The following is a 22,444-nucleotide window of genomic DNA, read 5'->3' as shown; positions in this document are numbered from 1 at the left end:
GTGTTATGTATTTTTACGCTTCCTTTGTTTCCTCTTTTCCAAGGAGATGATCAATAAACTGCTGCGCAGTACGTCCTGTCAGGCCTCCATGAGAAATCTCCCATTTGCCTGCTTCCAGAAGAAGTTCATCCTCCGGCATTGTAATACCATTACGTTCCGCAAGTGTTTTGACGATCGTATGGAATTCTTTTCTGTCCGGCGCACCGAAGTAGATACGCACACCAAAACGGTATACCAGAGAAAGCTTTTCCTGTACGGTATCAGAGGAATGGATATCATCATCTGCTCCAACTTCCAGTTTGTCTCCGGCTCTTTCTCTTACCAGATGGCGACGATTACTTGTCGCATAGATCAGGATATTTTCCGGTTTGCGTTCCAGCCCGCCCTCAATGACTGCTTTCAGATATTTATATTCAATCTCAAATTCTTCAAAAGAAAGATCATCCATGTAGATAATAAATTTGTAGTTACGGTCTTTAATCTGTGCAATGATCTGATTCAGATCTACAAACTGATGCTTATACACCTCTATGATTCGCAGACCCTCATCATAATATTTATTCAGAATACCTTTGATACTGGAAGACTTGCCGGTTCCTGCATCGCCAAACAGCAGACAGTTATTTGCCTTTCTCCCTCTGACAAATGCCTCCGTGTTCTCAACCAGTTTCTGTTTTGGGATCTCATAGCCAACCAGGTCTTCCAGATTCACATGCGCGATTCTGGTAACCGGCACGATCACTGCACGGCCATTCTGATCATGATCGATACGGAATGCCTTGTGCAGGCCAAGTTTACCCACACCAAAATCTTTGTAGAACTGAACCATATCTGCCATAAATTCGTCAGTATCTTTGGCAACTGCAAGTGTCTTGCTCATATCGCAGATCCTGTCACGGATACGCTTGTTGAACATTTTGCCGGTATCCTGTGGAGCTTCGTAATTACACAGAATACTGCAACAGGATGTATGGAACAGTTTGTCCAGAACATTCAGGTCAAAATCATACAACTCTTTGAAAATCGCAAAATCATGCAATGCAAGCTGATTGATGCTTCCTTCGATCGCACCGCGGATCTCACTTGCTGTACTGAATGCATTTTCATGGTTGACCAGAAGAAGTGTCAGATAATCATGCCACAGGTTTCCGGAAAATCCATAAGAACCCGCAATCTCTATCAGACCATTTACACATTCATAAAATTCTTCTTCCATTTCACTTGCATTAACGGCAGATTTCTCACTGGCATCCATCAATGCAGTCATTTTATCTAAAATGTCTCCGTGCTCAAATCCTCTGTAAAGCACGCATTCTTTTACTCTGGTCATCTTTATTGTTCCTCCTGCTGTCCGTAATTTCCAAGTACTCTCATCCGGTTTGCCTCCGCTTCCAGTCCGCGAAGAGCATTTTTGACTGCCGGATCTTCAAGATTGCCCTCGAAGTCCACAAAAAATCTGTATTCCCATTTCTTACCGGTGATCGGACGGGATTCGATCTTGGTCATGCTCAGTCCGTTGTATATAAAATGAGAAAGCATGTTGTAAAGCGTTCCGCTTTCGTGAGGCAGTTCGAAGCATACACTTACTTTTGCCGCACTCTTTTCATATACCGGATGCGCACTGACAATGATAAATCTGGTGACATTCTCATTGTTGTAACAGATGTTTTCTGCCATAACAGAAAGTTCATAGAGTTCTCCTGCGGCCCTGCTTGCGATCGCCGCCTGTGTTTTATTCAGCTCTTCATGAACTTTTTTGGCTGCTCCGGCTGTATTTTCTGTCTTTACGATTTTCCAGTCCGGATGACCCTCCAGATATTTCTTGCACTGTGCCAGTGCCTGCGGGTGAGAATAAACCGTTTTGATCTCATCCAGAGATGTTCCAGGAATTCCAAGAAGGACATGTTCCACTTTGACACCCTGCTCTCCAACGATATACAGCTGGTATTCTGTCAGAAGATCATAAATATCTGTTACGATCCCTTCCGTAGAATTCTCGATCGGAAGTACCGCATAGTCAGCCTTACCGGATGCAACTTCTTCCATGGCAGCGCGGAAAGTTTTGACATGGTAACTGTTGATATCCTCAGAAAAATATGCCCGCATAGCGGCATAACTGTATGCTCCTTCCACACCCTGAAATACAACGTTGACTCCGGTTAACGGAAGCGCATCTACCATCTGATAATCTTTTTCATCATTTTCTACACCATTCTTGGTCAGAAGCTGATATTGTCTTTTACGACTGATCGCCATGATCTGCTGAAACAGCTCCTGTGCACCAAGCTCATTAAATTCTCCATGTGCAGAATCCTTGAGAACATTGATCTTATCCTGCTCTCTCTTTGGATCCAGCACCTTTTTGCCTGTATGTATCTTATATTCTGCAACATCTTCGCAGACTTTCATTCTCTTTTCAAAAAGTCGTAAGATTTCTTTGTCGATCACGTCGATTTCTTTACGACATTCCAGTAAATCTGTCATGAATCTTTTTCCTCCTGAGTCTTAACAATTGCTGTGATCTCTCCTATAAATGATAGAGATCCGAAAGAAAGGATGACATCCTCCTGTCCCGCCATGGCAAATACTTTTTCTACCGCATCCTGAATACTCTCTGCTGCCTGTACATGCGGATTGCATGGTCTGATTGCCTCTGCCAGCTCTCCTGCAGGCAGTGCACGCGGATTGTCCGGCGTCTCGATCGTAACGATCTGCTGTGCATACGGACAGAGTTTCCGGATAATATAGTGATAATCTTTATCGCGGAACACACCCATGATAAAGAACATTCTGCGTCCTTTAAAATATTTACGCACCGAATCTTCCAGCATGTCTGCTGCTGCCGGATTATGAGCTCCATCTACAATGAATAATGGATCACGATGGATGATCGTAAGACGTCCATTCCACTTCGTATCTTTCAGACCAGTCTTTCGCTGTTCAATCGTCGTCGGATATCCCTTTTGATCCAGGATATTCAACGCTTCAATTGCCAGTGCAGCATTCTCTGTCTGATAAGAGCCGGCCAGAGACAGCTCATAGGTTTCCCCTTTGTATTCCAGTGTCTGTCCGGCAAAATCCTCCTTGACCGCTTTTGCCGCCTCAAGGTCTGCAACCGTCAGATCTGCACTGTTTTCCTGGCATACTCTTTTTATCACAGCCATTGTTTCCGGCTGCTGTCCAACTGTTGCCACTGCACATCCCGGTTTGATGATTCCGGCTTTTTTCTCCGCGATCTCGGCCAGTGTATTTCCAAGAAAGCTCTGATGGTCCATGCTGATCGGTACCAGAACCGCAAGGATCGTATTCTTTATGATATTCGTTGCATCCAGATTGCCGCCCATTCCAACTTCCAGAATGACCAGGTCACAGTTTTCTTCCGCAAAAAATAAAAATGCCACCGCCGTTTCTATTTCAAATGGGGTGGGATGCGCAAGACCTTCCGTGGTCATTTCTTTAATTACTGCAGCAACCCTGGTCACATACCCTGCAAACTGCTCTCTGCTCACTGCCCTGCCGTTCACTTCCATCTTTTCTCTGTATGAATATACAGATGGAGAAATGTATCTTCCGACACAATAACCCGCCTCTGAAAGTGTTGTATACAGATAAGCGATCACCGATCCTTTGCCATTGGTTCCTGCCACATGTACATATTTTAACTGATCCTGGGGATTTCCCAGACGATTCATCAGTTCTTTTATATTTGTAAGATTCAGAGCACCTCCCGCGTATCTTTCCGCGTCTTTTATATATGCCCTGCTTTGCTGATAATCCATTTGCTGTATCTCCTGTGTTTCTGATTTTATTGGTAAACATTCATATGTGTATTTATACAAATATAGCATCTGCGTATCTTTTTTTCAAGAGCGGGCATACTGTTTTTACGGATTCTTAACAACACCGATTTTTATTTTCTTATACCACGGGGAGTATCTGATATGAACCAGAATCTTACAAATTTTTTTCTGTGCGGCTCCATCGGATGGTGTATGGAGATTCTGTGGACAGGACTGCACTCTTTGCTTGCCGGCCAACGTACTATGACAGGAAAAACCTCTCTTCTGATGTTTCCGATCTATGGCTGTGCCGCCATCATTGCACCGCTGTATTCCAGGCTCTCTTCTTTTCCGTTTTTTTATCGTGGGCTTCTTTATACCGCCGGATTTTATCTGGTAGAATTCTTAAGCGGAATTCTGCTGCAACAGTTTCATATGTGTCCCTGGGACTACAGCAGCGCCCGCCTGCAATACCATGGAGTTATCCGTCTGGACTATGCACCGCTGTGGTTTGCTGCCGGATTAATTTTCGAGAAAATACTTTTGAAATCTTCTTGAAAAATCGATTCTACTAGTATATGATTGTGCAAGAGAGAAAATTTCCACAACTGTAACCAAACGATGCAGCAGTAAATTTTCCATACCACAAGTCAATAAGGGAGGTTTCATATGAGACATTTAATGAGCCCGCTGGATCTTTCCAAAGAAGAACTTGACGATCTTCTTACTCTGGCCAGCGACATTGAAAAAAATCCAGCAAAATATGCACATGTCTGCGATGATAAGCGACTTGCCACCTGTTTTTATGAACCAAGCACACGTACACGTTTGAGTTTTGAAGCAGCCATGATGAATCTTGGCGGCAAGGTTTTAGGATTCTCTTCTGCCGGCTCCAGTTCCGCTGCCAAAGGCGAAAGTGTTGCCGATACGATTCGTGTTGTTTCCTGCTATGCAGATATCTGTGCTATGCGTCATCCAAAAGAAGGTGCTCCGCTCGTAGCTTCTATGGCTTCTTCTATTCCTGTTATCAATGCCGGTGACGGCGGTCATCAGCATCCTACTCAGACCCTCACTGATCTTCTTACTATCCGTTCCCTCAAGGGAAGACTTGACAATCTTACCATCGGTCTGTGTGGCGATCTGAAATTCGGACGTACTGTTCATTCTCTGATCGAAGCGCTGGTACTTCGTTACTCCAATGTAAAATTTGTTCTGATCTCACCGGAAGAACTTCGTGTACCGAGCTACATCCGTGAAGATATCCTTGAGAAAAACAACGTAGAATTCGAAGAAGTAGAACGTCTGGAAGATGCACTTCCAAAACTTGACATTCTGTATATGACACGTGTGCAGAAAGAGCGTTTCTTCAACGAAGAAGATTATGTTCGTATGAAAGACTTCTACATCCTGGACAAACAGAAAATGGAACTTGCACCGAAGGATATGTACATTCTTCATCCACTTCCGCGAGTAAACGAAATCGCCGTTGAAGTCGATGACGATCCTCGTGCCGCATACTTCAAGCAGGCACAGTATGGTGTCTATGTTCGTATGGCACTGATTCTTAGATTACTGGAGGTGGAAGTATAATGTTAAACGTTGGAGCACTTCACGAAGGTTTCGTACTCGACCATATCAAAGCCGGCAAAGCCATGACCATCTATCATGACCTCAAGCTGGACAAACTAGACTGTACCGTTGCAATCATCAAAAATGCCAAGAGCAACAAGATGGGTGTTAAAGATATCATCAAAGTAGAATGCCCGATTGAAAATCTTGATCTGGACATCCTTGGATTCATCGATCACAACATCACCGTCAACATCATCAAAGACGAAAAGATCGTTGAAAAAAGAATCCTGAAACTCCCAAAACAGATCACAAACGTTATCAAATGCAAAAACCCTCGCTGCATTACTTCCATCGAGCAGGGTCTGGATCACGTATTCATCCTTGCAGATCCTGAAAAAGAAGTTTACAGATGCAAATACTGTGAAGAAAAATACAGAGGCAAACGCAATAAATAATTACATAAAAAAAGAAACGTCCGCGAAGACGTTTCTTTTTTTATGCAAGCAGACCGATAAGCCGGGTTATGTCATTGAGTGATCATCTGTCTAGGCCAGCCGTTGCCAGCTGGCTCGAGCGACCCACCTGAAAGCACGACGGGCAGCCGTATCGCTTTCGTTTCGGTCTTGCTTCGAATGGAGTTTACATGTGCCCGTTCTGTTACCACAACGGCGGTAGTCTCTTACACTGCCTTTCCACCCTTACCTCCCGCAAGGAAGGCGGTTTATTTCTGTTGCACTGGTCTGGGAGTCACCTCCACCGGACGTTATCCGGCATCCTGCCCTGCGAAGCCCGGACTTTCCTCGTCTGCACCCTTTCGTCTGTACAGCCGCGATCACCTGGCCTGCTTGCACGTTTGCTATTCTAACACGAATGTACTTTTAAGTAAAGAAAAATTTATACATCAAAGCAACTTCCGCCCACAAACTCTCTCAGAAGAGAATTATGCGGGATATCTTCACTTGGAACAGAAATAAAATAATCCAGAAATTTCAGAAGACGTTTGGCTTCCAGATACTCCGGCTCACTCTTATCAATCCCAAACAAAAGAGGTTCTGCATATACCTTGAGACATGCAAGTTCATATACAAGCGCGGAATTGAACATCACATCTGCCTGTTCCTGATACGGAAAAATATTTGCCTCTTCTCCTCTTCGTACAGACGGCCATCTGGCAATGGTATCTTTTGCAGAAGTTCCTCTGGTACGTGCATCACGGACAATACGGCGAATCAGCCTGCCATCAGTAGTTGGAATCCGATTATGTTCATCAATGTTCAGCTGTGTCAGCGCGCTGATATAAATTTTGAATTTGCTCTCTGCCGGAAGTGCATAGCTGAGTTTGTCATTCAGTCCATGGATACCCTCAATGACCAGGACATCCTCTGGTCCAAGCTGAAGAAAATCTCCTTTGTATTCCCGTAAGCCTGTCTTGAAATTAAATACTGGAAGTTCTACCCGTTCTCCGTTCAGAAGTGCCAGCATATCTTTGTTGAACTGCTCCACATCGATTGCTTCCAGACACTCATAATTTTTTTCACCGTATTCATCAAGCGGTGTCTCTTCACGGTTCTTGAAATAATTATCAACACCGATCGGATGTGGTTTCATTCCATGGGCGGTCAGCTGAATGGATAATCTGTGTGAAAAAGAAGTTTTGCCTGATGAAGACGGACCTGCGATCATAATAAATTTTTTATTGCCTTCACTGACGATTCTCTGCGCAATGTCAGAAATCTTTGCCTCCTGAAGAGCTTCCTGAACCAACAGGATATTGCCAATGCCTTCTTTTGTAATACGGTCATTCAGATCACCCACATAAGAAATATCCATCTTTTCCGCCCATTCCTGAGATTCCTTCTGTACCCGAAAAATCTTGCTCTCCGGACAAAACGGCGGAATCACAGATGGCTCTTTCCTTGTCGGAAGTTCCAACACAAATCCCTCGTCATAAAGTTTCAGATCAAAATACTTCACATAACCGGCATGATCTGCCATATAGCCATAAAAATAGTCATCATAATAACCGATATTATAAATATTTACCTTGGATACGCGGCGAAAACGAAACAGTTTTTCCTTATCATACATTCTGTGATGATGAAAAAGCGCGACTGCATCATCGGTGTTGACAGATCTCTTACCAATCGGTGTACACATATCCGCCAGAAGATGCATCTGACCTTTTACCCGATTCAGGAAGTCCTGATCCAGTGTTACTTTGCCGGACATTGTAAAATAATATCCATTTCCAACCGAATAGTGGATCATGACCTTATCCACATTTTTTCTGCCTGCAACATCATAGATCGCACGCAGAAGCACAAGGCAAACAGTCCTCTTGTAAGTCTCAAAGCCAATATGATCTTTTGTTGTGACAAACTCCAGCGTACAGTCACCTTTCAGTTTTTTCTGAAGCTCACGGAGTTTTCCGTCCGTCATCACCAGTATGATCGGTGCTTCTATGTCGTCCTGATACTCATCCGCAATCTCTCTGAAAGATGTGCCAAGTGCATATTCCCGTTCTTTCCCGTCAATCGTAACTTTAACCATTTCCTGATCCATAAGACAGCCCTCCTGTCGTAAACCTTTACAATATCATATACGGACTCTTTACTTTTGCACATGTTATTTTGAGTGACGCAAAGTTTTCTTCCAGAACCTTCTGCATCGCATTCATAAAAATGTATTCTGTACCGTAATGTCCGGCATCTACGATCGTCAGTCCCTGTGCAACCGCATCAATTCCTGTGTGATGGTCAATATCTCCGGTCACATAAACCTCTGCTCCTTTTGCAAGGACATCCGGAATCATGCTTTTGCCGCTCCCCGTGCAGACTGCAGCCTTGTATACAATCCTGTCCGGATCTCCATAGACCTTTACATCATTCAACTCATAAGCTTCTTTTACATATTCTCCGCATTCTCTCAGAGTCATTCTATGCGGAAGCTTTCCCACACGGCCAAAGCCTTCTTCTCCGTGCTCCGTCTGTGCTGTCACAGCAAGCACTTCTCGTTCCGTAAGTTTCAGATAATCTGCGCTGAGTTCTGCCATACCAAGCACATCATAATTGGTATGCATGGCATAATACTGAATTCCATTTCGAATCAGTTTCAGAATCCTCCGCCCTGTAAAAGAATGATTATTGATTTTTTTCTGTCCTTCAAAGATCATCGGATGATGTGTGACGATCATATCAGCCCCGACGGCAATCGCTTCATCAAGTGTTGTTTCTGTCAGATCAAGCGCCAGAAAAACATGGTTCACTTCCGCTTCATCGTCTCCCACCAGAAGTCCGACATTATCCCAGTGTTCTGCCATGCCGACCGGATAACGATGATCCAGCCAGTCAGTCAGTTCCCTTACTTTCATATCTGTGCAAAGCAGCTAAGATCAGCTGCCTTTCCTCCTTTATTTCATCCAGACGTTTCTGAGCTCCCTCTCCAGAAGCACCTTTGAGCTGTTCTTCAATTTGCTCTCTGATACGCAGTTCTCTCTTCAGATATTTATGAAGAACCGGATGAAGCTGTGCCAGAAGCAGCTTTCCAAACATTTCTTCTTCCACTGTCCAGGCCTCTTCTTTTCCCGGAACAGCTTTCATCATCGGATAATATTTTCCCTCTTCCAGAACCATTTCCTCCTGCACGATCCGAAAACCATGTGTCATAAGAAAATGGCGAAAATGCGGCACATCCGACTGAGGCTGCAAAATCATTTCCTGAAATCCGCCAATCACGTTTTCACCCTGTGCAAGAATTTTTTCCATCAGTGGGCCACCCATTCCTGCAATCACAAGTGTATCGCCTTCTTCTTTTGCGACACCCGCCAGCCCGTCACACAGTCTTGTTTCTATGTACTGTTCCAGACCATACTGTGCAATATGTTCCTGTGCTCTGGCAAGAGGTCCTTTGCCAACATCCGTGGCAATCGCTCCCGGTATCCTGTGCTGCATCATGAGATATACCGGCAGATATCCATGATCACAGCCCACATCTACCAGCCGGTTTCCTTCTGTCACCATCCCGGCAATCGTCAGAAGCCTTCTGGAGAGCTGTACACTGCCTGCCATTAATCCAGATAGTCCTTCAGCTTACGGCTGCGGCTCGGGTGGCGAAGTTTGCGAAGCGCTTTTGCCTCAATCTGACGGATACGCTCTCTGGTAACATTAAACTCTTTACCAACTTCTTCCAGTGTACGGGCACGTCCGTCATCCAGACCAAATCTGAGGCGAAGCACTTTCTGCTCTCTCTCTGTCAGTGTTCCAAGCACCTCGATCAGCTGCTCTTTTAACAGAGTAAATGCTGCCGCATCTGCCGGAACCGGAACATTATCGTCCTGGATAAAATCTCCGAGATGGCTGTCTTCCTCTTCACCAATTGGTGTTTCCAGAGAAACCGGCTCCTGAGAGATCTTAAGAATCTCACGTACACGGTCTACCGGCATCTTCATTTCTTCTGCAATTTCTTCCGGGGTAGGTTCACGTCCTAACTCCTGCAGTAACTGACGGGAAACGCGAATCAGCTTGTTAATTGTTTCTACCATGTGTACCGGAATACGAATGGTACGTGCCTGGTCAGCGATCGCTCTTGTGATTGCCTGACGAATCCACCATGTTGCATAGGTGCTGAATTTATATCCTTTGCGGTAATCAAATTTTTCAACCGCCTTGATCAGACCCAGATTTCCTTCCTGAATCAGATCCAGGAACAGCATGCCTCGGCCCACATATCGCTTGGCAATACTTACAACCAGACGAAGGTTGGCTTCTGCCAGACGTTTCTTTGCCTCTTCATCTCCCTGTTCCATCCGCTTCGCCAGTTCAATCTCTTCATCTGCAGTAAGAAGACTCACCTTACCGATCTCTTTCAGATACATGCGGACCGGATCTTCAATGCTGACGCCTTCCGGAACGGACAGATCAATCTTGTCCAGCTCGATTTCTTCCTCGTCATCCATTTTTTCGATATCTGCATCATCATCCAGAATCAGCCCTTCATCATTTCCTGAAATACGAAGTACGTCTACTCCACTGGCTTCCAGAAAGTCCAGAACCTTTTCCATCTGTTCTACTTCCAACGGCTGCTCTTTAAAGAAATCACTGATTTCCTGGTATTCCAGTACATTTTTTTTCTTTTTAGCAAGCTCCAGAAGCTCTACCAGTTTTTCGCTGAATTTGCCCATATTCATTTCCATAGGTGCTCATTCCCTCCATGTAGTGTTTATATTTTAACCTTATTCAAAAGAAATATGCAGTTCCCGGCGTTTTCGCCCAAGTTCTTCCAATTCTTTTTTTGCCTTTACGATCTGCTGCAGTCCTGCCATATCTGTCGGATCCCAGTTACGGTTCCGTTCTGCAAGACTTTCGGATTTTATCCTGAGAAGTGTATCGGCAAATGCCTGATCCTGTTCCTGCTGCGTTTCCAGATGGATCGTTGCATTGAAAAGCGATGCCACTTCCCTCTGCTCCTCACTGTCTGTAAAGCTATTCAGAAGCCGTGCAGGATTCACCTGTCCTTCTTCTTTTTGCTGAAACAGCATCTGTGCCACCTCTCTGTACAACGGAACAATAAAGTCTTCCGGTGTCAGATACTGTGCCACTTTATCAAAGATCCCCGGATAAGTCACCAGCCAGGTCAGCATCAGTTTCTGCGCCTGATCCGATGCGGATTCTTTCTTTTTCTTTGGCTGACCGCCACTGTTCTTTGGCTGTATCCGGTTTTCTGCCGGTGTTCCTTTAAGTGCCAGCGTATTGACTCTTTTGCGAAGATCCTCTGCACTGACTCCATACTGGCTCCGGTATTTTTTTACGATTGCTTCTATATAAAGGTTTCTCTCCAGTTCATCACGAAGCTCCAGCAGCATTTCCGCACATCGCTCAAAAAAGCGGTTCTGTCCCTGCGGCTCTTCCATCGGAAATTCACTCTCTGCGATACTTACGCGGAACATAAAACTGTCCGATGCCTGATTCAGTCGTTCTTCAAATGCCTCCGGTCCCATATTTTTGATAAACTCATCAGGATCCTTATAGGGTTTCAGATTCACGACTCTGGAATTCACGCCTGCCTCACGCAGAATCGGAATCCCACGAAGTGCTGCCCGGATTCCTGCCTCATCGCTGTCATACAGCAGAAGCACTTCCTGCGTATAACGTTTCAGCAGACTGGCATGTCCGGATGTAAGTGCCGTTCCCAGAGAGGCAACCGCATTGGTAAAACCGGCCTGATGCATGGCGATCACATCCATATAGCCCTCACACAGAATCAGATATTTCTTTCTGGTCGTTCTGGCTATATTCAGCCCATAAAGATTCCGGCTTTTGTCAAAGATCTTTGTCTCCGGCGAATTCAGATATTTTGGCTTGCCATCGCCCATCACACGCCCGCCAAAGCCAATGACACGATTATTGACATCCATGATCGGGAAAATCACACGATTCCAGAATTTATCATACATTCCATGACGTTCATCCACATTAAACAGACCGGATTCCCTCAGCCGCTCATCGCTGTAACCTTTGGACTTGAGATATTTATATAATCCACTGCCGAATTTATCAGAATAGCCAAGTCCAAATTTACGCATTGTCTCTTCGCTCAGCTGACGGCTGACAAGATACTGATGCCCCTGCTGTCCGCCTTCTGTACGAAGCTGATAATAATAATACTGTGCAGCATGTTTATTGATCTCCAGAAGTTCTGCCTTCTGCTCTGCTTTTTCTCTCACTTCTTTGGAATATTCGATCTTCGGAAGTTCCACCCCCGCTCTGTCTGCCAGATGCTTCAGTGCCTCTCCAAAAGAATAGTTCTCATATTCCATGATAAAATTGAATACATTTCCACCTGCACCACAGCCAAAGCAGTAATACATCTGCTTACCGGGTGTCACGGAAAAAGAAGGAGTTTTTTCATTATGAAAAGGACAGAGTCCAAAATACGAACTGCCTTTTCTTGTTAGTTTTACGTATTGCGATACCACATCTACAATATCATTCTTCTGACGGACTTCTTCAATGATATCGTCTGAATAACGCATACTCTTCCTCCTCTGTCATTTAATAGCCCTCCCAGGACTTTGGTATGTAGATCTTTCGGAATTTTGCCATCGAATACTGATCCGTCATCCCTGCCAGATAATCACACACTGCCTGTGCTTTTGATTCTCCGCGTTTCATGAGCTGTCGGTATTCTGCAGACATTTCCTCCGGATTTTCAGTATAATATATATAAAGCTTTTTCAGCATTTTGATTGCTTTTGATTCTTCTTTTTTTGCTTCAGGATGTGTATAGACATTCTGAAACATGATCTTACGGAGATCCAGCATTGCCTCATAGATTTCTGCCGACATCTCGATATGATCTTTGTCTATACTGTTTTCGATAATGTCATGTACAAACGTATTCAGCCGCTCTCTGGTCGTATATCCCAGAAGGATCCGTAATGTAACAGGAATATCATCCTCTGTGATGATCCCCGCTCTCTGCGCATCATCCATATCATGATGGATATATGCGATCTTATCAGAAAAACGAACCACCTGTCCCTCCAGTGTCGCAGGACTTCCGCTGATCCGGTGATTCAAAATACCATCTCTGACTTCCCAGGTAAGATTAAGTCCCTCACCGTTTTTTTCGAGGATCTGTGCTACCCGGACACTCTGCCGGTAATGTGCAAAACCGCCCGGATGAATCTCATCCAGGGCCTTTTCACCAGCATGTCCGAATGGAGTATGCCCCAGATCATGCCCCAGTGCGATCGCCTCCACCAGATCTTCATTCAATCTCAGTGCTTTGGCAATCGTCCTTGCAATCTGAGAAACCTCCAGGGTATGTGTCAGGCGATTCCGGTAGTGGTCTCCCTGCGGTGCCAGAAACACCTGCGTCTTATCTTTCATTCTCCGAAAAGCTTTGCAATGCAGGATCCGGTCCCTGTCCCGCTGATAAACCGTACGGACATCGCATTCTTCTTCCGGGCGTTCTCTCCCCCGGGAATGTCCACTGTGTGCCGCATATGGGCTAAGAAGTTCCAGTTCCCTCTGTTCCATAGTTTCTCTGATATTCATAGGCATGCCCTCCACAGTAACGACAAAATACCTCTTATTAATTATATTCTGCATCAAATCTCAAATTCCTCTTTTTTTCAAAAAAAACATTCAGATAAATGAATTCGACATTTGACTGATAAAATTCGTCATCTGTGTATACAGTTCTGTATTGTTTGGGCAAAAGAAAAAGCCCTTGAAAATCAAGGGCTTCGCATGCGGAAGATGGGACTTGAACCCACACGAGCGCAATGCTCACAAGATCCTTAGTCTTGCTCGTCTGCCAGTTCCGACACTTCCGCATATCGCATTTCATTGGGATTCTTTTGCTCTCCCTCGCGACAAGTGATAGTATATCAAACCACTATCTATATGTCAACACTTTTTTTCATTTTTTTCAAAAACTTTTTTTCATGATATTTCTGTACATTTTTATAAAATTCCAAGTCGTTTTTTGCGTTATTGGAACATTACAGAGTAATTTTCTATAACGTCAAAAAAAGCAGACCCGCATGAGTCTGCTTTAAATAAAAAATGCGGAAGATGGGACTTGAACCCACACGAGCGCAATGCTCACAAGATCCTTAGTCTTGCTCGTCTGCCAGTTCCGACACTTCCGCATATCGCATTTCATTGGGATTCTTTTTGTTCTCCCTCGCGACAAGTAGTATCTTACCAGAGAACTGACTTAAAGTCAACACTTTTTTTGTAATTTTTTATTTTTTTTATATTTTTAGTTCAATTCTGCAATTCTGCTGACCGCCACATAGATTTCCTGTATTTTATACCATGTAGGATAATCTGTGATTCCCGTCTCCGGAAGGCCAAACACATTCTGGAATTTCTGTACAGAAGCCTTTGTCTGCTCTCCATAAATACCATCCACCCCTACTTTGGGTATTGCCGGGTAAGCTCCTGCAATGACGTTGAGCTGTTCCTGCATCTGACGTACTTTATCTCCGGTAGATCCGATATTCAGATCATACCCCGGCCACGAAGACGGAATCCCCGAAACTTCCTCAGCAACATTGATATACATATCATCTCCATAAAAATACCGCAGGATCTCAATTGGTGAATACCCCTGGTCTCCCAGCGACTTACTTCCCCACTGAGTCATCCATCCCCGGTTTCTGCACTGCACCTGTCGTCCATCACAATACTGCGTCAGGATCGGCTGACGGACATCCGGTCTGGAGAGATAATTTTCAAACAGTTCATCCGTGATCCTGGAAATACTGTCAAATACATTTCTTCCACGGATCCATTTGTGATCATATGCTGTAGAAGATGTAATGGTAAAATCTTTGCCTTTATTCCGATACCACTCTGTATAGACGCGATTAAGCGTAAAGGACATGATTGCCAGTATATTTGCCCGTATTGTGTCATCCGGCCATGTTGCATAGATCTCACTGCTGGCAACATTTTTTATATAATCTTTATACCTGACATAATAGTCCGGTGCCGTTGTATCATTGACCGAGCCGTCATGCACAACAATATATTCCGGTATAACAACTCTGCTCAGAACGATCTCTCCACTCTCTCCGACCGGTTTGATCTCTGCCTCTTCAATTTTTGGCGGATATTCCGCAAACAGCGTATGTGGCCCGATAACCAGACGTTCAAACTCTGCCTCTGCCTGAAATGCAATTCTTACAGACTGCTGTGCCAGCACCGAAGGAAGCACCTGCACACCCGCAATCTCCGTATCTTCAAATCCTTCTGCCTGCACCTGAACTGTATATTCCGCATATGGCTGTTCTTCTACCGGTTCCATGCTGTACTCCAGCGGAGGCGTTCTCAGATCCAGGGACGGTGTCTGTCCAGATGCATCTGTACGAACCTCTTCAACCGTCTGGCCGCTTTCTCCCGTATAAGAAATCCGAACCAGTGCATTCTCCACCGGTCTACTTCCGTCTTCTGTAAATACACTGACTTTCAGTTCCCCTTTGTCAGGCTGTTCCTGCTGACTCTGCACTTTTTCAAAAAATTCCACGCGATTCTCCTGCCCCAAAGCTCTCCGTATATTCTATGCATTCTGCCGAAAATCTTTACACAAAAAAAGGACAGCGTATTCTGTCAAAAGAATTTCTGTCCTTCTGTATTGTAATATTTGCATTTATCAGAATATCTTAAGAATGTCATTATACATAACGACAACCATCAGAACCATCAATGCCATCAGACCCGCAAAATGAATCCTGCCTTCAATCTCACGATTGATCGGTTTCCTGCGGATTGCCTCAATGATCAGAAACACCAGTCTTCCTCCATCCAGTGCCGGAAGCGGAAGAAGGTTCATAACTCCAAGGTTGGCCGACAGGAGAACCGCCATATTCAACATATTCATCCAAAGCATCAGCGCGCCTTCGCTCTTACTCTCTTCATAAGTTGTACCGATTGCATCCACAACGCCTACCGGACCACTGAGATTCTGGAATCCAAGCTGACCTGTGACCAGTTCTTTCAGACTGAGCAGGGTAGTCCGGATCATATATTTAATTTCCAATGCTCCATATTTCAGCACCTGCAGACCGGAAGTCTTTGTATAACCAAGGTTATAAGAAAAGCCCAGCTGTGGTGTGCGATATTCTCTCGGTGTGATCGTTGCCGTATAATCCAGACCATTTCGGTCATACGTGATTTCTACCGGCTCATCAGACAGCGGATGTTCTGCCAGATACGCATCATATGCCTCACCGTCCGCAATCTCCACACCATTGATGGCTGTGATCGTATCTCCCGGCTGCAGACCTGCCTCCTCAAGGGGCATTCCCTCAATCAGCGATTCTACTGTCATAGAAGATGCATCTGAGCGATTAAATCCCAGCAGATAACGGACAGATACATCCGGCGTATATGTGATATTCTCTGTTTTACCGTCTCTTATGACCTTCAGGTTGACGCTATCCCCTTCCTGAAGTTCATTAAGGTACATATATACATACAGATCTTTTGCAAGATCCACATGATAACCGTCATACTCTGTAATAATATCTCCTGCCTGAAGGCCTGCCTCCGCAGCAGCAGAAGTCCTGTCAACCTCCAGAACCTCTGCCGGATCATATCCGACAAAGCCAACAATGATCACTGCCAACACAAAAGCCAGTATAAAGTTAAAAACCGGTCCTGCTGCAACAACAGAAATCCTGCCCCAGACAGGTGCCGCATTAAAAGAGCCCGGAACATCTTCTTCCGCCGTATCTTCCCCCACCATGGCACAGGAACCGCCAATCGGAAGTAGCTTCAACGAATATCTGGTCTCCCCTTTTTGAACACTCCACAGTCTCGGTCCCATTCCAAGAGAAAACTCCGTCACACTGATACCGTTCAATTTTGCAAAAAGGAAATGTCCAAATTCATGAAACAATATGATTGCACTGAAAATAATAATCGCAATCAGGATCTTCAATCTACCACCTGCTTTCAATCCACTGATATGTATCGTTTTCTACTGCCAGGATCTCCTCAAGAGACGGATTTTCGATCACAGTATGACGTTCCATAGATTCTCCGATAATATCATAAATATCCAGGAAACGGATTTCTCTGTGAAGGAATTTGCGCACCGCAAGTTCATTCGCCGCATTAAATACTGTCGGCATAGAACCACCAGTCCGTGCTGACCGGATTGCCATCGGCAGTCCCAGAAACGTATCCATATCCGGTTCTTCAAACGTGATCTGTCCAAGCTTTGCAAAATCCAGTCGTTCTCCATCCAGATATCTTCTATGAGGATAATACAGTGCATACTGAATCGGCAGTCGCATATCCGGTGTGCCAAGCTGTGCCATGATCCCACCGTCTTTGAACTGAACCATCGAATGGATCACACTCTGTGGCTGCACAACAACCTGGATCTGATCCAGTTCCACGCCAAACAGCCATTTTGCTTCCATAACTTCAAGTCCCTTATTTACCAGTGTTGCAGAATCCACTGTGATTTTCTGTCCCATCACCCAGTTCGGATGCTTTAATGTATCTTCCAGTGTCACATTCTCCAGATCTTTTCGTGTCCTTCCACGGAACGGGCCACCAGAAGCCGTGATCAGAAGTTTATCAATTTCTTCTTTGTGTTCTCCGTTCAGGGACTGAAAGATTGCGCTGTGCTCGCTGTCTACCGGAAGAATCCGGACTCCATATTCCTTTGCCATCGGTATGATCAGATGACCGGCAGTGACCAGTGTCTCTTTATTCGCAAGTGCGATATCCTTGCCTGCACGGATTGCTTCGATCGTCGGACGGATTCCAAGCATTCCCACGATTGCTGTAACCAGGATTTCTGTCTCCGGCATTGCAGCCAGTTCCAGAAGTCCGTCCATTCCTGCTACTACCTTTGTATCCGTATCCTGAATCTTCTGCGCCAGTTCCTGCGCTGCTTTTTCATCCCAGACAGCCACAAGCTTCGGCGAGAATTCCCTCACCTGTTCTTCCAGTTTCTGGATATTGCTGCCTGCACTGATTCCAAGTACCTCAATATCTCCGTTGGCACGTACCACATCCAAAGTCTGTGTTCCAATAGAACCTGTTGAACCTAATATCGCAATTTTTTTCATGCTGTTCTCCTTTTAAAGACCAAGAATCATTTTTGCCAGATAATAAATAACCGGTGCCGTAAAGATCACACTGTCAAAACGGTCCAGAATTCCTCCATGTCCGGGAATCAGCTTACCATAATCTTTGATCCCCTGGTTTCGCTTGATCGCCGATGCTGCCAGGTCTCCAACCATAGAGATCAGCGCTCCGACGCCACAGATAACCGCATATTCCAGCATCGCTCCCTGTGTTGCAGCTGCATAAATTACGCCGAGCAGTGCCGCCCCAACTACACCTCCGACTGCACCTTCCACAGACTTTTTCGGGCTGAGGACCGGTGCCATTTTGTGCTTACCGATCAGCATTCCCACACAGTAGGCACAGGTGTCGCATCCCCAGGAACACAGAAAGATCAGCCACACCAGGAATTTTCCATCAGGAAGATTTCTGGTCAGAAGAATAAAAGAAAGCATTCCTGCCACATAAGCCACACCAAAGAAAGCTGCCATCACCTGATTCGCATTGTATTTTGGATATGTAAATACATATACAAACATCAGAAGTACCAGTGCCAGAAGAATCGCCATCATTCCATATCGTTCAAAATCCAGAAGCACTGCACCATAATACAAAAGAGCCCCAAGATAACCTGCCAGTTCCAGAAGTCCTGTCTGCTCTTTGTGCACGCCCATCGCCTTGTACAGTTCCTGCATACCGATCAGTGAAACACATAACAATGTCACAAACAGTACATATCCGCCGCTTATGATCGTCAGAAGTGCAGCGATCACAAGCAGGATTCCGCTTATGAGTCGTGTTTTAAACATAATTATTCCTCCTTCACGCCTCCATAACGGCGATCTCTACTATTGTACTTTTCGATTGCTCTGATCAGATCTTCTTTATGAAAATCCGGCCATGCAACATCTGTGAAATAGAATTCCGTATATGCCAGCTGCCACATCAGGAAATTTGACAGGCGCTGTTCTCCGCTGGTACGGATCAGCAGATCCGGGTCCGGAACACCTGCCGTATCCAGATAGCCTGCAATCGTATCTTCTGTGATCTCCTGCGGATTCAGCCTGCCTTCAGCCGCATCCTGAGCAAGTTTTCTCATTCCGCGGGTGATTTCATCACGGCTCCCGTAATTCAGGGCAATCTGGAAATACAGCTCATCATAATCCTTGGAAAATTCTTCCAGTTCTTTGATTTTCTCCTGAATATCCGGCGCAAATGCCGTAGGATCTCCGATAATCTTGACACGCATATGATTTTTTTCTGCGCTCTTCATACATTTCTTGAGATAACTGCGAAACAGTTTCATCAGGCCTTCCACTTCTTCTCTGGAACGTTTCCAGTTTTCTGTAGAAAAAGCATAGACAGTGAGATATTTCACTCCCAGATCCTTAATATCATCACAGATCGTCTCAAGATTTGCACAGCCCTTGATATGCCCATAACCGCGCGGCATGCCTTTGGCTTTTGCCCATCTGCCGTTTCCATCAAGAATGATTGCAATATGATTCGGGACTTTTCTATTCTCCATATTTTCTCCTCTCATTCCGGAGAGCGAACAGAAAGAGAGCCCTTTCCGGCTCTCCCTCTCCCTCCATTCTGACTGTATGATGATTATACGGTCAGGATTTCTTTTGCTTTTGCATCCACTGCAGCATCAATGCTCTTGATGAATTTATCTGTAAGCTTCTGAACAGCATCTTCCAGATCTTTTACTTCATCCTCAGAAACATCCTGTTTTGTCAGTTTTTTAAATGCATCGTTCGCATCACGGCGCACGTTACGAACAGCTACTTTGGCTGCTTCACCTTTTTTCTTGACATCTTTTACAAGTTCTTTACGACGTTCTTCTGTAAGTTCCGGAAGAACCAGACGGATGATCTTGCCGTCATTACTCGGGTTCAGTCCAAGATCAGAAGTAAGAATCGCTTTTTCGATTCCTTTGATCAAGCTTCCTTCCCACGGCTGGATCTGAATCATTCTTGCCTCCGGAACAGTGATATTTGCCACCTGCTGAAGCGGTGTAGGGCTTCCATAATAATCTACCGTGATCTTGTCAAGGATATGTGGATTTGCGCGACCCGCACGGATCGTAGTAAGTTCTTCCTCAAATCCTTTCAGTGTTTTTGTCATCTTCTGCTCATATTTCTGCACTCTTTCATCCATTTGTCAAAATCTCCCTCTCCTGTTTTATTTTGTTGTTTTGCTGCTTAGACAGTCACTTTCGTTCCTGTAAATTTACCATGTACCGTATTTACGATGCTGTTTTCTTCTTCCAGGCCAAATACCATCATCGGCATTTTCTGCTCCAGACACATGATAGATGCAGTCAGATCCATCGCCGCAAGTTTCTTATCTACTACTTCTTCAATAGAGATTTCGTCATATTTCACTGCATCTGGATTTACCTTTGGATCACTGTCGTAAATACCGTCAACTGCTTTTGCCAGAAGGATTGCTTCCGCTTCAATCTCTACAGCACGCAGTACAGTTGCTGTATCTGTAGAAAAGTACGGATGTCCTGTACCACCGGCAAAGAACAGAATCTTGCCTTCTGCAAAAGCTTCTTCTACCGCATCTTTGGAATACAGTTTTGTGAATGCACCGCAGACAAACGGTGTGAAAATTTCTGTTTTAAGTCCCAGATATCTGCAGATATCAGAAACATAGATACAGTTCATAACAGTCGCAAGCATTCCGATCTGGTCTGCTTTGTTACGATCGATCGTTTCACTGGTACGTCCTCTCCAGAAGTTTCCACCTCCGATAACGATTCCGACCTGTGTACCTTCCTCGACAACTGTACGGATCTGTTTTGCCACTGCAATGACAGTTGCTTCATCAAATCCTTTTTTTTCTGCTCCGGCAAGTGCCTCCCCGCTTAATTTCAGTAATATTCTTTTCATAAGTTCGTTTATCCTTTCCTCCAATGCCATTCCGCATCGGTATTCTTTACCATACACCTGTTACGATTTCATTTCCATCTTCGTCCACTGAAGTAGAAACCGTAAAGTTAGAATAATAATAATAGCCTGTCGTTCCTGTTGCAGCATCCTCTTCATATTCAGAAGACTGCGCTCCGCCCACTGCACCGACCAGGTCATCGATAGACATACCGATATAACCTTCTGCTGTCTGGATCGTAGAATCGGTCGGATTCGTATTATCTCCATCATTATCAGACGGTGTGCTGGTAGGACTTGGATCGTTGTTGTCACTGTCTGTTGACGGTGTATTATTTGAATTTGAACTGTTATCTTCACTGTCCGGTGACGGAGTCGGTGTCACAGAATCACTGTCTTCCTCATCTACCTCAAGTCCCAGTCTCTTCTTGACATCATTCAGCGTAGAAACTTCCCTGGTACTGTTTGCAGTCATATAAGTTGCATACGGGATCGCATCATCGTCTTTTCCATCCATACGAAGTGTCAGCTGTTTGATCGTAGTAAGTGGAAGATTTCTGAAAAAGCATTCATTTTTTTCTTCGTCTGTATAAGAAATACGGATATCATACGTTACAGTCGAAGAAGACGGTTTCTCATAATAGTAAACTGCATTTTCCCCGCTCTTCAGCGTGAAGCTTCCGTTTACCAGATCATCGCCCCATTCATCTGCTGCCTCTTCATCCTCATCGGAAGGTGTTTCACGAATGTAGATCGCAGCGATCTCTGAACCGGTCTGATTCACGATTGTTACCTTGGATGCGGTAGATGTCTTTTCACCCATAATATTCTTTTCGACTGTTGCTTCCATATTCACAAGCTCTGTTGTTGGTGTAGGAGATACTGCTTCTTCCTGCACCGGTGTCGGTGTCGGCTGTATCACAGAAGTGTCATTCTTTTTTCCACATCCGGCCGCCGCCACTGCAAGTATCATAAATCCGGCTGCCGCCAGATATTTTTTTCTGAACATATCTCATTCCTCCTATTCAAATTGCGGAATAGTTATATCATTTTATCTTTTTCTTTTCATTATACAGGCTATCAAATCGTTGTCAACCAAATGTCTGCGAATTCACACTTTTTTAAATTACAGATTTTTGACTTTAAATTCTCTTTCTGCTTCTCTTCTCTGGTCTTTTTTTGCAATATCCTGTCGCTTATCGTAAAGTTTTTTGCCTCGTGCCACACCGATCTCCAGCTTCACCAGACTATTCTTGAAATACACCTTCAGCGGAACGAGTGTCAGTCCTTTTTCCTGCAGGCTTCCCTCGATCTTATTGATCTCATGGCGGTGCAGAAGCAGTTTTCTGACTCTCATTGGATCCTTATTGAAAATATTTCCCTTTTCGTAAGGACTGATATGCATCCCGTAAATATAAACCTCGCCTTTTTCTACCCGGATAAATGCTTCTTTTACACTGCATTTGCCCATGCGGAGTGACTTCACTTCTGTTCCGGCCAATGCAATCCCGGCCTCATATGTGTCTTCTATAAAATAATCATGAAAGGCTTTTTTGTTATTCGCGATCAGTTTCATTCCGGCTTTTTTTGCCATGAA

The 22,444-nt window shown here is 44.7% G+C and carries 21 protein-coding genes, 2 tRNA genes and 1 other RNA gene; 3 read left to right on the top strand and 21 right to left on the bottom strand.

The window, feature by feature from the left end; translation table 11 throughout:
• Positions 1-13: 13 nt before the first annotated feature.
• The 3 genes from KQI91_RS14575 to KQI91_RS14565 are packed head-to-tail and all read right to left on the bottom strand — an operon-like array spanning position 14 to position 3,779.
• On the bottom strand, positions 14-1,330 hold the full coding sequence (locus tag KQI91_RS14575) for an ATP-binding protein (protein ID WP_216393483.1): 1,317 nt from the start codon (positions 1,328-1,330) through the stop codon (positions 14-16).
• A gap of 2 nt (positions 1,331-1,332) precedes the next feature.
• Positions 1,333-2,484, bottom strand: a complete 1,152-nt coding sequence (gene pheA, locus KQI91_RS14570) for a prephenate dehydratase (protein WP_216393482.1) — start codon at positions 2,482-2,484, stop codon at positions 1,333-1,335.
• Positions 2,481-3,779, bottom strand: a complete 1,299-nt coding sequence (locus KQI91_RS14565; RefSeq protein WP_216393481.1) for a bifunctional folylpolyglutamate synthase/dihydrofolate synthase — start codon at positions 3,777-3,779, stop codon at positions 2,481-2,483. The genes pheA and KQI91_RS14565 overlap by 4 nt, the downstream gene beginning before the upstream one ends.
• A gap of 162 nt (positions 3,780-3,941) precedes the next feature.
• Between KQI91_RS14565 and KQI91_RS14560 the strand changes: the two genes are divergently transcribed.
• The 3 genes from KQI91_RS14560 to KQI91_RS14550 all read left to right on the top strand — a co-directional run bounded on the left by KQI91_RS14560 (position 3,942) and on the right by KQI91_RS14550 (position 5,806).
• Positions 3,942-4,337, top strand: a complete 396-nt coding sequence (locus KQI91_RS14560; RefSeq protein ID WP_216393480.1) for a putative ABC transporter permease — start codon at positions 3,942-3,944, stop codon at positions 4,335-4,337.
• A 111-nt stretch (positions 4,338-4,448) separates the two neighbouring features.
• Complete coding sequence (gene pyrB, locus KQI91_RS14555) at positions 4,449-5,369, top strand: aspartate carbamoyltransferase (RefSeq protein ID WP_216393479.1); 921 nt, start codon at positions 4,449-4,451, stop codon at positions 5,367-5,369.
• Positions 5,369-5,806: an aspartate carbamoyltransferase regulatory subunit gene (locus tag KQI91_RS14550; RefSeq protein ID WP_022214906.1), complete on the top strand. Its 438-nt coding sequence runs from the start codon at positions 5,369-5,371 to the stop codon at positions 5,804-5,806. The genes pyrB and KQI91_RS14550 overlap by 1 nt, the downstream gene beginning before the upstream one ends.
• Positions 5,807-5,847: 41 nt before the next feature.
• On the opposite strand, the gene rnpB is transcribed toward KQI91_RS14550, so the two are convergent.
• The 18 genes from rnpB to smpB all read right to left on the bottom strand — a co-directional run bounded on the left by rnpB (position 5,848) and on the right by smpB (position 22,441).
• An RNA gene (gene rnpB / locus KQI91_RS14545) (RNase P RNA component class A) lies at positions 5,848-6,199 on the bottom strand.
• Between the two features lie 46 nt (positions 6,200-6,245).
• Entirely contained in the window at positions 6,246-7,913 is a 1,668-nt protein-coding gene (locus KQI91_RS14540) for a nucleoside kinase (protein WP_216393478.1), read from the bottom strand.
• Between the two features lie 25 nt (positions 7,914-7,938).
• Complete coding sequence (locus tag KQI91_RS14535) at positions 7,939-8,721, bottom strand: Nif3-like dinuclear metal center hexameric protein (protein WP_216393477.1); 783 nt, start codon at positions 8,719-8,721, stop codon at positions 7,939-7,941.
• On the bottom strand, positions 8,699-9,418 hold the full coding sequence (locus KQI91_RS14530; RefSeq protein ID WP_216393476.1) for a tRNA (adenine(22)-N(1))-methyltransferase: 720 nt from the start codon (positions 9,416-9,418) through the stop codon (positions 8,699-8,701). The genes KQI91_RS14535 and KQI91_RS14530 overlap by 23 nt, the downstream gene beginning before the upstream one ends.
• Positions 9,418-10,542, bottom strand: a complete 1,125-nt coding sequence (gene rpoD / locus KQI91_RS14525) for an RNA polymerase sigma factor RpoD (RefSeq protein WP_216393475.1) — start codon at positions 10,540-10,542, stop codon at positions 9,418-9,420. The genes KQI91_RS14530 and rpoD overlap by 1 nt, the downstream gene beginning before the upstream one ends.
• A 39-nt stretch (positions 10,543-10,581) precedes the next feature.
• Positions 10,582-12,381, bottom strand: a complete 1,800-nt coding sequence (gene dnaG / locus KQI91_RS14520; protein WP_216393474.1) for a DNA primase — start codon at positions 12,379-12,381, stop codon at positions 10,582-10,584.
• Between the two features lie 19 nt (positions 12,382-12,400).
• The gene (locus tag KQI91_RS14515; RefSeq protein WP_216393473.1) at positions 12,401-13,408 is read right to left on the bottom strand and encodes a deoxyguanosinetriphosphate triphosphohydrolase; all 1,008 of its coding nucleotides are present in this window, start codon (positions 13,406-13,408) and stop codon (positions 12,401-12,403) included.
• Between the two features lie 196 nt (positions 13,409-13,604).
• Positions 13,605-13,689, bottom strand: a tRNA-Leu gene (locus KQI91_RS14510).
• A gap of 233 nt (positions 13,690-13,922) precedes the next feature.
• A tRNA-Leu gene (locus KQI91_RS14505) sits at positions 13,923-14,007 on the bottom strand.
• Positions 14,008-14,120: 113 nt separating this feature from the next.
• Complete coding sequence (locus KQI91_RS14500) at positions 14,121-15,389, bottom strand: peptidoglycan-binding protein (RefSeq protein ID WP_330654588.1); 1,269 nt, start codon at positions 15,387-15,389, stop codon at positions 14,121-14,123.
• Positions 15,390-15,515: 126 nt separating this feature from the next.
• The gene (gene rseP / locus KQI91_RS14495) at positions 15,516-16,805 is read right to left on the bottom strand and encodes an RIP metalloprotease RseP (RefSeq protein ID WP_216393472.1); all 1,290 of its coding nucleotides are present in this window, start codon (positions 16,803-16,805) and stop codon (positions 15,516-15,518) included.
• A gap of 1 nt (position 16,806) precedes the next feature.
• Positions 16,807-17,949 (bottom strand): 1-deoxy-D-xylulose-5-phosphate reductoisomerase, encoded by a 1,143-nt coding sequence (dxr, locus tag KQI91_RS14490; protein WP_216393471.1) that lies wholly within the window; start codon positions 17,947-17,949, stop codon positions 16,807-16,809.
• A 12-nt stretch (positions 17,950-17,961) separates the two neighbouring features.
• Positions 17,962-18,756 (bottom strand): phosphatidate cytidylyltransferase, encoded by a 795-nt coding sequence (locus tag KQI91_RS14485; protein WP_216393470.1) that lies wholly within the window; start codon positions 18,754-18,756, stop codon positions 17,962-17,964.
• A gap of 2 nt (positions 18,757-18,758) precedes the next feature.
• Positions 18,759-19,475, bottom strand: a complete 717-nt coding sequence (locus KQI91_RS14480) for an isoprenyl transferase (protein WP_216393469.1) — start codon at positions 19,473-19,475, stop codon at positions 18,759-18,761.
• 83 nt (positions 19,476-19,558) lie between these two features.
• Positions 19,559-20,110 carry a ribosome recycling factor gene (gene frr, locus KQI91_RS14475; protein WP_216393468.1) on the bottom strand — a complete coding sequence of 184 codons (552 nt, stop codon included), beginning with the start codon at positions 20,108-20,110 and terminating at the stop codon, positions 19,559-19,561.
• Positions 20,111-20,154: 44 nt separating this feature from the next.
• A complete protein-coding gene (gene pyrH, locus KQI91_RS14470; protein WP_216393467.1) occupies positions 20,155-20,850 on the bottom strand; it encodes a UMP kinase in 696 nt (231 codons plus the stop codon).
• 46 nt (positions 20,851-20,896) lie between these two features.
• Positions 20,897-21,856 (bottom strand): hypothetical protein, encoded by a 960-nt coding sequence (locus tag KQI91_RS14465; RefSeq protein WP_216393466.1) that lies wholly within the window; start codon positions 21,854-21,856, stop codon positions 20,897-20,899.
• A gap of 117 nt (positions 21,857-21,973) precedes the next feature.
• A complete protein-coding gene (gene smpB, locus KQI91_RS14460) occupies positions 21,974-22,441 on the bottom strand; it encodes an SsrA-binding protein SmpB (protein ID WP_216393465.1) in 468 nt (155 codons plus the stop codon).
• Between the last annotated feature and the right edge of the window lie 3 nt (positions 22,442-22,444).

This window comes from Blautia sp. MSJ-19, assembly GCF_018918125.1.
Taxonomy (GTDB): domain Bacteria; phylum Bacillota; class Clostridia; order Lachnospirales; family Lachnospiraceae; genus Blautia_A.
This window is presented reverse-complemented; position numbering and strand designations above follow the sequence as displayed.